The 13,030-nt window shown below is 45.7% G+C and carries 14 protein-coding genes; 6 read left to right on the top strand and 8 right to left on the bottom strand.

Going from position 1 to position 13,030, the window contains the following annotated elements; translation table 11 throughout:
- Positions 1-23 precede the first annotated feature (23 nt).
- On the top strand, positions 24-1,286 hold the full coding sequence (bamC, locus tag LG204_RS08595) for an outer membrane protein assembly factor BamC (protein WP_230336884.1): 1,263 nt from the start codon (positions 24-26) through the stop codon (positions 1,284-1,286).
- 53 nt (positions 1,287-1,339) lie between these two features.
- The gene (locus tag LG204_RS08590) at positions 1,340-2,113 is read left to right on the top strand and encodes an MBL fold metallo-hydrolase (RefSeq protein WP_230337870.1); all 774 of its coding nucleotides are present in this window, start codon (positions 1,340-1,342) and stop codon (positions 2,111-2,113) included.
- 190 nt (positions 2,114-2,303) lie between these two features.
- Here the strand turns inward: LG204_RS08590 and LG204_RS08585 are convergent, their stop codons facing one another.
- The 4 genes from LG204_RS08585 to LG204_RS08570 all read right to left on the bottom strand — a co-directional run bounded on the left by LG204_RS08585 (position 2,304) and on the right by LG204_RS08570 (position 5,208).
- Positions 2,304-2,522, bottom strand: coding sequence for a hypothetical protein (locus LG204_RS08585; RefSeq protein ID WP_230336883.1), 219 nt, complete (start codon positions 2,520-2,522; stop codon positions 2,304-2,306).
- A gap of 165 nt (positions 2,523-2,687) precedes the next feature.
- Positions 2,688-3,539: a secretin N-terminal domain-containing protein gene (locus tag LG204_RS08580; protein WP_230336882.1), complete on the bottom strand. Its 852-nt coding sequence runs from the start codon at positions 3,537-3,539 to the stop codon at positions 2,688-2,690.
- 3 nt (positions 3,540-3,542) lie between these two features.
- Positions 3,543-4,031 carry a DUF7931 domain-containing protein gene (locus LG204_RS08575; protein ID WP_230336881.1) on the bottom strand — a complete coding sequence of 163 codons (489 nt, stop codon included), beginning with the start codon at positions 4,029-4,031 and terminating at the stop codon, positions 3,543-3,545.
- 25 nt (positions 4,032-4,056) lie between these two features.
- Positions 4,057-5,208 (bottom strand): cupin domain-containing protein, encoded by a 1,152-nt coding sequence (locus tag LG204_RS08570; RefSeq protein WP_230336880.1) that lies wholly within the window; start codon positions 5,206-5,208, stop codon positions 4,057-4,059.
- Positions 5,209-5,287: 79 nt separating this feature from the next.
- Between LG204_RS08570 and LG204_RS08565 the strand changes: the two genes are divergently transcribed.
- From LG204_RS08565 to LG204_RS08550, 4 genes are all read left to right on the top strand, one after another.
- Positions 5,288-5,752, top strand: coding sequence for a peroxiredoxin (locus LG204_RS08565; protein WP_230337869.1), 465 nt, complete (start codon positions 5,288-5,290; stop codon positions 5,750-5,752).
- 10 nt (positions 5,753-5,762) lie between these two features.
- Positions 5,763-6,242: an FKBP-type peptidyl-prolyl cis-trans isomerase gene (locus LG204_RS08560; RefSeq protein ID WP_230336879.1), complete on the top strand. Its 480-nt coding sequence runs from the start codon at positions 5,763-5,765 to the stop codon at positions 6,240-6,242.
- A 181-nt stretch (positions 6,243-6,423) separates the two neighbouring features.
- On the top strand, positions 6,424-7,479 hold the full coding sequence (locus LG204_RS08555) for an acyltransferase family protein (protein ID WP_230336878.1): 1,056 nt from the start codon (positions 6,424-6,426) through the stop codon (positions 7,477-7,479).
- Between the two features lie 134 nt (positions 7,480-7,613).
- On the top strand, positions 7,614-8,660 hold the full coding sequence (locus LG204_RS08550) for an acyltransferase (protein WP_230336877.1): 1,047 nt from the start codon (positions 7,614-7,616) through the stop codon (positions 8,658-8,660).
- Positions 8,661-8,672: 12 nt separating this feature from the next.
- Here LG204_RS08550 and LG204_RS08545 read toward each other — a convergent pair whose 3' ends face one another.
- From LG204_RS08545 to LG204_RS08530, 4 genes are read right to left on the bottom strand one after another with little or no spacing between them, the layout of a single operon-like run.
- Positions 8,673-9,626, bottom strand: coding sequence for a glycosyltransferase (locus tag LG204_RS08545; RefSeq protein WP_230336876.1), 954 nt, complete (start codon positions 9,624-9,626; stop codon positions 8,673-8,675).
- A gap of 18 nt (positions 9,627-9,644) precedes the next feature.
- Positions 9,645-10,466, bottom strand: a complete 822-nt coding sequence (locus LG204_RS08540) for a glycosyltransferase family 2 protein (protein WP_230336875.1) — start codon at positions 10,464-10,466, stop codon at positions 9,645-9,647.
- A 12-nt stretch (positions 10,467-10,478) separates the two neighbouring features.
- Complete coding sequence (locus tag LG204_RS08535) at positions 10,479-11,474, bottom strand: polysaccharide pyruvyl transferase family protein (RefSeq protein ID WP_230336874.1); 996 nt, start codon at positions 11,472-11,474, stop codon at positions 10,479-10,481.
- 12 nt (positions 11,475-11,486) lie between these two features.
- On the bottom strand, positions 11,487-12,974 hold the full coding sequence (locus tag LG204_RS08530; RefSeq protein WP_230336873.1) for a lipopolysaccharide biosynthesis protein: 1,488 nt from the start codon (positions 12,972-12,974) through the stop codon (positions 11,487-11,489).
- Between the last annotated feature and the right edge of the window lie 56 nt (positions 12,975-13,030).

The raw sequence follows: 13,030 nt of genomic DNA, 5'->3' as shown, positions 1-13,030 counted from the left end.
CTCGAAAGTTGACGAGAAACCGCATGAATCGATTCACTTTGAAACCGCTTGTACTCGCAACCTTACTTGCGCTGTCCGTCAGCGCCTGCGACTCCATTCCCTTTGTCGACACCTCATCCGATTACAAGGCAGCTGGCCGTTCGCGCCCGCTTGAAGTGCCGCCGGACCTGACATCGATTTCGTCGAATGATACCTATGCCGTTCCAGGCTCAACCACCTACTCTAATTACAGCCAGGGTCAAACCGAACAGGTGGACGAACAAGTCAAGGTATTGGCTAACCCTGATAATGTGCGACTGGAACGCGCTGGTGCTCAGCGCTGGCTGGTTGTTCAAGCGCCACCAGAAAAAATCTGGCCCGTGGTACGCGAATTCTGGGCAGACCTTGGCTTCTCCGTCCGCGTGGAGAATCCACAAACCGGCGTGATGGAAACGGAATGGGTAGATCCAAGCACCTTGACCAAAGATGACAAAGGCAATTACTTGGACAAATTCCAGGGTTGGCTCGACAAGCTGAATACTCTGCAAAACCGCCAAAAATTTCGTACGCGTCTGGATAACGGGACAGAAACTGGTACCACTGAAATTTACATGAGCCACCGCTCAGTCAGCGAAGTTCCAGACGATAACAAAGAACGCGTCGTCACCAGCGCAGGCGTCGTTGAACTGGGCTACAAGCGCAGCAAGAAAGAAGAAGCGCGTGCCGATGCAGAGGATATCGATGCTGAGCTGCTGCGCCGCCTGATGGTCAAGCTGGGCGTGGAAGAAAAGAAATCGCGCACCATTATCACCACCTCCAATACCGAAGTCAGAGCCAAGCTAAACCAGAATAGTGATGGCTCCGTTGCCCTTGCCGTCAATGACAGCTTTGACCGTGCCTGGCGTCGCGTAGGCCTGGCGCTGGATCGCGTAGGCTTTGTTGTGGAAGACCGCGACCGCTCCAGTGGTATTTTCTACGTGCGCTACTCTGATGTAGATATTGATGACACTCCTCAAAAGAAAAAGGGCCTGATCGACAGTCTGAAATTCTGGGGTGATGACAAAGATGACGAGGCAAAGAAAGAAGCTGCTGCCAAGCCCGCAGAAGACAAGGGCATTACGGACAAGCTGAAGTTCTGGGGTAGCGACAAGGACAAAGCCAAGCAGGAGGCTGAACGCCAGTACCGCGTGAAGGTTGAGGACGATGCCAGTGGCTCCAAAGTCACCGTCACCGACAAAGATGGCGTGCCTAGCAAATCCGCCAGCGCCAAACGCATTATCAATTTGCTGTTTGAACAACTGAAATAAGGTTTGTCGCTTGATCTTCCGGGCCATGGGGCGCTAAGCTCCATGGCATCATGATGCGTTTCAGTTCAATAGGAAGCGGCAGTGCCGGCAACGGACTGCTGATCCAATCCCGCGATACCACCCTGTTATTGGATTGCGGCTTCGGCCTGCGCGACGCCATTCATCGTCTGCAACGCGCCAGCATCGCGCCCGAGAGCCTGAATGGCATTTTGGTCACCCACGAGCATGATGACCATGCTGGCGGCGTTTTCAAGCTCGCCAACAAATTCGGTATTCCTGTCTGGCTGACGCACGGTACGCTCACCATGGTCGAAAGACTAATGCCCAAACAACGTGGCTTTGAACTCCATGTGATTGATAGCCATGCACCTTTCACCATACGCGATCTAGGTGTTAATCCCTTTCCTGTCCCGCATGATGCACGTGAGCCTGTGCAATATACCTTTCACGATGGTGACAGCAAACTGGGCGTTCTCACCGACACCGGCACTTCTACGCCGCATATAGAAGCCATGCTATCTGGCTGCCATGGGCTGGTGCTGGAGTGTAATCACGATCTGGATATGCTGATGAACGGACCTTATGCCTGGCCGTTGAAAAAGCGCGTGAGTGGTCGACTCGGGCATCTGGACAACACCACCTCCGCCTCTATTCTTGGCAACCTGGACCTGAGTCATCTGCAACACCTGCTAGCTGCCCACCTCAGCGCCAAGAACAATCATCCTGATTTGGTCATCAATTGTTTATCTTCCGCGCTCAACTGTGAGCGCGAGTGGATCAGCATTGCAGATCAGGAAATAGGATTTGATTGGCGGGATATTCGTTAGATTAAGTAACAGATATTCAGCGATAATAATCGCCGGATGCTGTTAATTTGAGCTATATAAAATCGTCATTGCCCCAATCAATTAACGAATAATTAGCTGATACTTATCAATAAATTAGAAAGCAATAGACAAACAAAAAGGCCAACTTTGCAGTTGGCCTTTTTACTTTGCTAGTAAATACTAGAAAGACTTACTTAGCTTCTTCAGCTGGTGCAGCAGGAGCGTCAGCGGCTGGTGCTTCAGCAGCTGGTGCCTCAGCGGCAGGAGCGTCAGCAGCTGGTGCTTCAGCAGCAGGAGCTTCAGCAGCTGGTGCTTCAACAGCAGGAGCCTCAGCAGGAGCTTCTTCTTTTTGACCGCAAGCGGTAAGAGCCAAAGCGAGCAAAGCGGCAAGCAGAGCGGAACGAGTCATTTTTGTATCCCTTAACAATATAGTCTATAAGTTAAACCAGTACGGCAAACCTGTGAAAGAAGCCGAGTGGTAAAAATTCTACCACCTCCGAAAAAAAAAACCACTGTTTTTATCACCCACAGGCCAATTTAACCTTAATTTAAAATACTCTGTACAACAACACCTTCAATCGACCCGAATCATGAGTCGACTATAGTCACTGCCGCCTGCAGACTGACTATTCAGAATTGCGCGACTGACATCATCACGAGACTGCATGGTTCCCCCGATATCCAGCCATTCGCCGGGCCTTACCATGACGACGGTCGAAAGCTCCTCGAAATCAATCACCCCACCCGCCCCCATTTGAGCGATTCTAGGCGTGATTTCAATCTCGACTTGGTCACCAAGAGCACGCGGCCTGACGGCAAATCCGGTCGTGATGTCCTGAAATTCAGTATTCCGAATACGCTGTGCATAGGACTGAGTTAACACCACCCACTGCTGTGTGTAGGGCACTCGCTGACCAACCCGTATGAATGCCCGTTCTCCCTCTGTCACGTTTACAAATTCACTGCCTTGCTGGGATCTGCTGTACTCCCGCTGATCAAGGTCAATATTTACATTGTTTTCTGGCAAAGCATCTCCCGGCATGCGCCGCTGCATAATGACACGCCCCTCCCCAATCCGCACATTGCCACTTGCGCCTATATTCTGCTGATTGCCAGAGTGTATGTCTTCATGCGAGACCGTAATACGCATATTGCGGCGTGCTGTATCCAGCTTGGCGACAAGCTCCTCTATCGCCTGCATGCGCTCGGGCGATGCACGGATGACCAGGTGGTTATCAATGGCACTGGCATTGCCATCATCCCCCACCATGGGTGCCACGATAGGTACCAGCTCCTGGGCAAATCGATGCTGCAAGGTAATCATCTTGAATTCGGTTCGTGCCCAGGCAGGAGAGGCACTAAAAAGCATCAGCAACAGCAACATCCTGATGCCTGCCACCTGATAAACCGCCAATATTCGCGTCATATTTCATAACCCCAAGGGTGTGGTACTGATCTGATGATGAGTGAGCTGCAACAGTTCCTCAAACCGCATGCCAAGCAACCTGACAGTAGCCACGTCGTCCAAACTATATTTGAACCTTACCTGGTCAACATGGAACCGACGCAGGTAAGCATGATCATCCGCCAGCACAAAACTATCACTCACGCGCTTACCCTCGTCATTCGTCTCATACACGGTCATCGCATGCTGGTATCGCTGCATCAAGCCCAGCAGCCGCGGGCAGCGATCAAACAGGCATCGCGCATCCTGCAATATCAGCGTAACCCTGGCAGCAGGCTGCTTCACGAGCAAGGCTCTTAGCCGATCCACATTATCAGCCGTCTCGAATCCGCCAAAAGACAAATCAGTATCAAAAATGAATACCCTGTGTTGCGCATGCTCCAGCACGGCCGCCAGTGCGGTCTCATAGTCACGCCTGCTGGTCAAGACGGTGTTTTCTGGCAACGAGGTCATGGCATGCTCCTGTTCACGTGCTTTGCTAGACAAACTCTACATAACCCGCCTGATACCAATCATGCAAAAGCGAGAGCAGGCCAAGGTCTGTGATCTCTTGGGGCTCAATCAGACGGCGATCTGCCAGTGTGATCAGCACATCCCGCGCTGACTCTGCCATGGCTACCTCTTCGCCATTAATAAACAAGGCATCGCGAAAGAACAACATCTGTGTCTTTAGATCAAGCGCCAGAGCGTGTGTTTGCAGTTTTTTGGCAAAAGTAGCGGGACGCATAGTGGCTGGCACATCAAACACCACATGCGGCTTGGGCTCCGACAGATAACACCCCAGAAAGTGGGCAATGTCCTCCGCTTGCCACCGCAATGGCTCGAGCATAGTGGCAACCCGATCCAGCATTCCAGTACTGATTTCTGCTGGATGAGCTTGCACGGTGAGGTCAGGGTCGGTATACATGCCATCCAGAGCACAACGTTCCTGCAAATACGCCAGAAACTCACTGCCCAGCTCCTGCGCAGACGGCGCACGGAAGCCGATGGAATAGGTCATGCAATCGCCAACGGCAATGCCCCAATGCGCAAGATGAGGCGGCAAGTACAACATGTCACCGGCATCCAGCACCCACTCTTGCGCGGTATCAAACTGCTGCAGTATTCGCAGCGGCGCGCCCTCGACGATAGCAAGATCCCGCTGCTCACTGATACGCCAGAGCCGACTTCCTTGGCCTTGCAGCAAAAAAACATCGTAAGAATCAAAATGCGGCCCCACGCCACCGCCACTGGGCGCATAGCTCACCATCAAATCATCTAGCCGGGCATGGGGAATAAAAGAAAACTGCTGCAACAACACCATCGCAGAAGGCAAATGGTGATTAACGCCTTGCACAAGCAGCGTCCAGTTTTTTTGCGGCAGTTTGGCAAACACTTCTTCAGCAAAAGGTCCTTGGCGCAAACGCCATTGCCCTTTCACCTGGCTCACTAGCCTTGCCTGGGCATCCTCCTCACAAGCCAGCCCTGCCAGCTCATCCGGGCTTAGCAAGCCAGCAAAATCAGGGATAGCGCCGCGGATCAGCAACGGTTTTTTTTGCCAATACTCGGTCAGGAATGTTTCTGCGGAAATGCCGCCCAGCAAGGGTAGTGGCTGCTCGCCTGTCTGCTGCGTTTTATCTGTTTTTTTCATCCAATCATCCTACTGTGTAGCGACTTGCCAATAAAAAATAGGTTAGAATTTGATCACACTCATTTACTGCAAGGTCAAGATGTTGCAGCTTGGTGCACCGGCTCCTGATTTTTCCCTCTTTGACGCAGACATGGAGCTTTTCAAGCTCTCCGGTGTCCGTGGCAAAAATATCGTCCTTTATTTCTACCCCAAGGATGATACGCCGGGCTGCACCGTGGAAGCCATCGAATTCAGCGACCATGAAGAGGATTTTGCCCGCTATAACACCTTGATTGTTGGCGTCAGCAAAGACGATTGTCTCAGCCACGCCACATTCCGCGACAAACACGGACTCGCCATCACGCTACTCGCCGATGAAGACCGTAAAGTCTGCGAAAAATACAAGGTATGGCAAGAAAAAGAGAAAGACGGCATCAAAAAAATGGGGATAGTACGTTCGACCTTTATCATTGATGCCAAAGGTGTACTGCGTCACATGCAATATGGTGTCATGGCCAAAGGCCATGCCCTGGAAATACTGAACATTATCAAAACTTTGGACTGAAAGAACCGTTATGCAAATTACCATGAACACTGTTGTCTCCATGACCTACGAACTTCGCAACAGCGAAGGCGAAATCTTGGAGTCCAGCACCGACCCCGTGAGCTATCTGCATGGCGGTTACGACAACATCTTCCCACGTGTTGAAGAAGAGCTACACGGCAAATCTGTAGGCGACACCGTCGAAATCACCCTTGAGCCATCCGATGCTTTCGGCGACTACGACGAAGAACTGGTGCAAATGGAACCAGCCTCTGCATTCCCAAGCAAAGACCTCAAAGTAGGCATGCAGTTTGAAGGTGAAGACGAATCCGGTGAAGTTATCCTCTACACCATCACCAACATTGAAAACGGCAAAGTTATCGTCGATGGCAACCACCCATGGGCAGGCGAGCGCGTCCTATTCAAGTGTACGGTGACCGGCGTGCGCGAAGCAGGCAAGGAAGAAGTTGAGCACGGTCACGTGCATGGCGCAGGCGGCCACCACCACTAAGCCTTACATCAGGCAAAAAAGGGGCATTAGTGCATATGCACTATTGCCCCTTTTTTTATGCTCCGCCATGCTTGTCATAGCATTACTCATACCAAGACAAATAATATTACCGAGAAACACTCGCTAATTAATAAAACCAGTTCGTGTAGGAGGCAAAACTCACTAATGTGGAGAGACGTTCATGCGATCGCGAGAGTTGTGGGTCGACTATGCCAAAGCTATTGGGATTATTTTAGTTGTATATGGCCATGTGGCCAGGGGAGTCTGCCAAAGCTTTAGCAGCATGAATACCAGCTTTCAGCTAGTAGATAGCGTCATCTATAGTTTCCATATGCCTCTGTTCTTTTTCCTGTCCGGCATTTTCTTCGTCGCCTCAACAAAGAAACATGGACATAAAAAGATGCTCCTCGGCAAAATAGATACCATTCTTTATCCGTATATATTGTGGTCCTTGCTGCAAGGAATCATTGAATTCGGATTATCTCCATACACCAATAAACACGCCACACTGACGGAAGTATTCAGTTTGCTTTGGGAGCCCAGAGCGCAATTCTGGTTCTTGTACACACTGCTGTTCTGTTTTCTAATTTCTTCGGTCTTTTTCAGACTAATATCATTCAAGGCTATCAGCGTATTTTTCTGCTTATCCGTCGCCATTTATTTACTTCATGATTATTTTATTTCGTGGAGTTTAATTTCAATGATAAGCAATAATTTGGTATTTTTTGCCCTGGGAACCCTGTTTAGCAAACAAAGCAGCCAAGATACACTCTCATCTCCCTGGATACTTCTTTTCTTTTCTCTTCTTTTTATTGCCAGTCAGTATTACTTTCACTTCACCTTACACCTTACTTATCAAGCACATGGCATTCCCAGCCTGATGCTCGCCATTATTTCCATATTTTTTATCGCATCGCTTTCCTCAGCCCTCGCCAACTCAGTGCAGAGTAGATTCTTTGCTTTTATAGGATCGGCTTCTCTCGCTATTTACCTCATGCATATTATTATCGGAAGCGGTACCCGCATCGTCTTAAGCAAACTACTACACGTCAGCGACATCCCTCTTCATATCATTACAGGGTGTCTGGCAGGCATATTTATCCCAATGCTTGCTTTTTATTACATCAAAAAAACGCAGACTCAGTGGATATTTTCAGCTCGGATTTCCAATGTTTTAACAAAGGCTGGAGATACTCAAAGACATTCCAATATCCCGAAACAATATAATAAAAATTGACGTTATGAATCCACCTATAAAATCGGATGATCATAATAGCACCTGCTCTAGCAGTCTAACCGTATAGTGGCATAGTCCACATCAACCAAGCGGTTATATGCTGAAATATCTACTTTTAAAAGAGTATTCTTAGGATGCATATAAGCCAAAAAATGAGAAAATCATATCTGGATTACCTAAGGGCATTTGCCATCATAGGAGTAGTATTTACCCACGTCACCGTACGGTACTATAACAATCCGCTTCTATACGATACCGCAACATGGTGGATGGCCAATGTGCTGAACGCTGCCTCGCGTTTGGCAGTTCCACTTTTTGTCATGATATCGGGGGCTGTACTACTAGGTAAATCACAAAGCATCAACGAATTTTATCGAAAACGTTCGATTCGAATCTTACCCCCTTGGATATTCTGGTCTATCATTTTTCTAATATTCAACTATTGGCTCACAAGAGATCTCTATACTCTATTGTGGTTCTTCAAAGGGGGACTTTTCATTCAAGGGAACACGACAGTGCATTTATGGTACTTATCGATGTTCGCCTGCCTTATGCTTTTCGCTCCGTTTATCAACAAGCTCATCCTCAGAGAAACTTTCAATACCTCCGATATTAAAATACTCACTTGGTTAATACTTGTTTTTGTCATTATGGCTGAATGTGCTTATATCTATCAGATCGCAAAAGGTAAACCTATTCAATGGTTCAGGATATTTGTATGGTATATCCCATATTTCATTGGTGGCTATTTAATTGATCGCTATATTGGATTGATAAAAATTAGCAGCAAAACCATCATTACATTTGGCCTAGCAAGCTTGGTAGTAGGGATTTTTATCAATTACATAATCGCAGCGCGATTAGAAATATTCAAGGATTCAATGGCATTAAGAAATGAAGGCCTGCTTGTTTATGTTCTGACTTTCTCGACCTTTGTGCTAGCACGTCGCCATATGGAGCGTATAAAAGAAAGTATGTTCATCTCATCTATGGCCATAAATAGTTTCGGCATTTATTTGCTTCACCCTCTGATTATTTACTTTTTTCATACAGAGGTAATCCAACGCTATGCAATAAATGGGCTTCTTGCTATACCTCTGACAGTGGCCATTACGCTTGTGTTGTCATGGATCATTATTATTCTGATGCGGCGTAACAAATGGCTACGTCTAGTTACGTAAAATGTAGTTGGACTATTTCATATTTTTATACGATGCAGCACCCCAATAATAAGCGAACTTACCTAAATAATAGAATCGCTGATTGGTTCTTATCAGCGTCGCCAATATATAACAAAAGCCCTTCATAAGAGCACGGCGGTAAAAGCGAAATCGGCTAAGACTATAGTCGGGCGGAGTACCATTAATGAAGTAGTGATTATCGCTTGGATAATGAGCGCGAATAAAGGCAAAGGTCTCGCCTGCCTGGTAACAATACTCATAGATGTATGCCAAACTCTGGCGTTTAAGAGGTATCTGATGTAACACCTTAGACCCGGGGACCCACCAACCAGAGGCTCCTTTCTGCACCATCTTATACATCACATCCACCTCTTCTCCGGTGCGTTTGTGCGTCGGCGCAACGCCAAGTTGCGGGTTATATAGATGCTGCTTCTGCTCCGCGGTACGCACCGCAAAATTTGCCCCCCATGGATTAAGGCCTTTTTTAAAGTCCAGAGGAATTTCCTCATCACCGAAATCTCGTGTTGCAGTGATGCTATTCAACGGCCAAACAGCCATGGCATTTTTAAACCAAGTAGGCGTTGGTGCTTCCAATACGGGAATCACTCTTCCCCCAAAAATTACAGCTTCAGGGTGTTTTCTAAACGACTCTGCATATGAAACCAACCATTCTGTATCTAATATCACGTCATCATCGGTCCAGCATATATAAGCCCCTTGCGCTTCACGAACACCACAATTGCGCGCATTCGATAAACCCGGAGTTTCTTCGCGAACACATCTGATTGGCAATCTGTCAGCAAAGCTCGCAACAACCTCCATAGTGTTATCACTACTACCGTTATCGACAATAATGAATTCCCAATTCAAACCTTCAGGCGTGTGTAGCGCCGTGGCCGAATCTAGAAACTTAGCTAAGCTTTTCGCTCTATTTCTTGTGCAAACAATAACGGTTAAATCTAACAATTTACTTTTCCTATCAATTTAATAATATGCAGATTTTCGTTTTATCTTTTTAAACCGGAGTACTAACAATGCAACAACAATCTTCAAATTCAAAACAAAACTCCGTGAATCTCCAGCTTTGATAGCTCGGAAAGAAAGCCTGAAGAATTTTAGTAGCGACTTAACTTCCAACAACTCAGGAAAAGCAAACATCGCCATTGCAACAATTTCATTTACTTTCTTTAAGTCATTAACTTTTTTATTAAGATAGAGCAATTTATTACAATTGATAGCAATGAAATTCTTGTTTGATTTGCGCAAATAATATGCCGCCCACTCTTGGTCTTCAGCAGAAAAAACCTCTTCCCTAAAATTCCGTTGATCTATGAATGACTTCTTAACCATAGCGCAAGAATTTGAAAAGCCTCGATTTGGAAGTAGATTAAAACGATGTATTACACTAAGAGCATAGCCTTCAGGCATATTGGGAGACGGGTAGAAACAAGCACCCAAGCAATTCTCATCTCTCAGTTCGTCATATGAAAAACATTGCTCTATAATTCGCGAATCTTGCATTAAAACATGTGAGCTAATTATTAATACAAACTCTGTTTTTACCTGCTTAACACCAATATTAATAGCCTTGGAAAAATTAAAATCTTCGTCAGGATATATGATTAGCTGATCGGAGATTTCACGAAGCTTAAGCCGATCCTCATCCGACGATTTTGAATCAACAACAATGATTTCTTTTGGAGGTAGTGATTGTTTCCTTAGTGCATCAATAACATCAGTGATGAGCGGAAAGCTCGATGAGGTTCTTATAACTGCACTATATTCTCGGCTGTAAGGACGGCCCATTAACTTCAACCTTTAAGCTCTATTACGAACAATGCTTAATACCTCACTAGGGGTCTTAGCCTGATGAACAATATTACATTCAGATGTCCATGCTTTGATAAAATTCTTAATTTTTCCGTAATTATTATCAATTGAAATGTTCGGGAGACCAAGCAATGTTGAAAGTATGTGCGCATGTAATCGATCAGTAACGACAACATTACATGAAGATAGCAGCTTAACTCCCCTATCCAATCTCCCATTGGCAAGATTCTGGTAAAAAATAAATCTTCTTGAAGATCTAGATAATGAAAAAGTTGCTAGTGCTTCTATTGCAGACCTCAATTTTGTCACGCTCTTAAAATTTGAGGGCTCGGTAATCCAGTCGGCATTGATATGATCATCAATGCTAGTCAGTTCGTTAAAATCAAAACTCCCCTTCTCTTTATCTGTACGAGACAAAACAAGGACATTATGCTTGGTCTTTCCCTGCTTTTCTAAAGGACCTAGGCACAAAGCTGAATCAGGTGCCATCAACACTTTGCATTGGAAATTTTCCTTCGCAAGATCGTAACTGACACTATCGCGTGTCATCAATATAAAATTTTTATGCTGAGCGATAACCTTAGCGCAACGGTCAACTTTATCTTGTGAACTAAAACCAAGTGTCTGAGGCAACTGAATAATTAGTCTATCTGGATATTTTTTGAGGATAGATTCTCTGAAATCTTGATACCAAGGCCAAATGTCACCGAAATTTCCGCCTCCATGAAGAAAAATTGGCCCTTCTTTTACATTTTCCTCAAATTCTTTAGCGTCAAAGTTCTTATATGTACAAACATAGCTCGGTGCCCGCTTAGTAAGTTGCTCTAATAATTTGACTTCCCCCAGCCATATTGCACTATCTCCCACATTCTGATGGTCAGGAAAGTCTAGCAGCGCATATGGCTTGGTTGTATCAAACAGTAAAGAAAGTTTTTCTTTCAGATCATTTACTAGTTCTTCGATCACGTGTGTGTAAAGTTTCATTTTTACCTTGGCTTATTTTTTACTAAAGAATGCTTTAATTTTTTCAACAAATTTTTTGCTTAACAAGATCATTTCGACCTCTGGGCCAGAAGGCTTTTTCATTAACAACCAAAACCCGAGATGTGAGCTTATGTAAACAATAAAGCCGACGCTAACTAACAGTACAAGAAGTTTTCCTAATTCAAAGGAATTTTCTTCAGCCCCCCACCATGACTGAATAAAAAATATGCTCACGCCCATCATTATGGCACTCAAAATAGAACGTATATTGGAAGTAACTTGCGAGGTGACATTCAAATCAATTAAATTCCTTACCAAAAACATATTAATTCCAAGAGCCAGAATACCTGTAACAGCACGCGCATAAATAAGGCCCATTAACCCGCCTACTATCATCCCACCTACAATAATAGGAATTCTGATACAAATACTAACCGCATCCCGATAAAATAACATTTTGGTTTTACCGAGCGCCATAGCCAATGGATGTACTTGAGATGCAATAGTCTGCAAGACAAAAATACAAGAAAGGACCTGTATGATACTGACGATTGGCAGCCACTTTTCGCCCATCAACAGTAGTACTAATGGATGTGAAATTACCGCAAAACCCACACCTAAAGGTAATGCTAACGCTGTAATTACTCCTTGAGCGGAAACATATGCATTACGCAAGCGTAGCTTGTCATGAACCAAATGTTTAAATCCAGGGAACAGAGTACTTTCAAGTGGCTGAATGGCTTCTCGTGTTGGCATCGCTGCCAAATTGTCCCCCACGGTATAAAAACCCAAAGCTTTAGTACCCAGGTAGCTACCGATCATCAAATGATCGAATTTCCAGTTGATGGTATTGATCATTTTCCCCAGTGTTAACCAGACTGAAAATGACCAAATCTCCCGCGTATATCGATATGAAAATCTTGGTCTGTAAGGTACAACCATGTAGGTTACGATAACGCCTACAAGTTGCGACGCTACTGTTCCTCCCACGATCGCCCAATAACTCTTGAATATGAAAGCCAAGGTTACGCCTACCACAAAGCCTGCAAGTTTTTGGCTAACGGTCATGACAAATTGCTGCCAAAAAATCAGATCACGCGTGAGAACAACCAGTTTTGGGTTATTGAATCCCGTAACGAAAATGGATGCGCCAATAACCCACATGATCTCTGTCAAGCGACTATCGTGATAGTAATCTGCGACATAAGGGGCCGCGCATGCAAACACCGCCGCAATCAGCAATCCTCTGGTCAGGTTGAGACTCCAGGCGGTGTGAAAATGATCTTCGGTCGGGTTTTGATGATGAATCAAGGCAGAGGCTAAGGATAAATCCGTAACAGACTCCACGATTGCGAGCAATGCCATCACAATAGCGACCAAACCAAAATCTGCGGGGGTCAAGAGCCTCGCCAGTACGACAGTACTGCACAACGCTAATATATTGACGACAATTTTTGCTGCCCCCAGCCATGCAACGCCTTTGACCAGTTTATCCTTCATGAGACTTCCTACTACATGTCATTGAATAAAATACCTTTTCTGCAAGTCTCTAATGT

It is taken from the genome of Methylovorus menthalis (genome assembly GCF_020523625.1).
GTDB classification, from domain to species: Bacteria; Pseudomonadota; Gammaproteobacteria; order Burkholderiales; family Methylophilaceae; genus Methylovorus; species Methylovorus menthalis.
The sequence above is the reverse complement of the archived record's forward strand: the minus strand, read 5'-3'. Positions and strand labels throughout refer to the sequence as shown.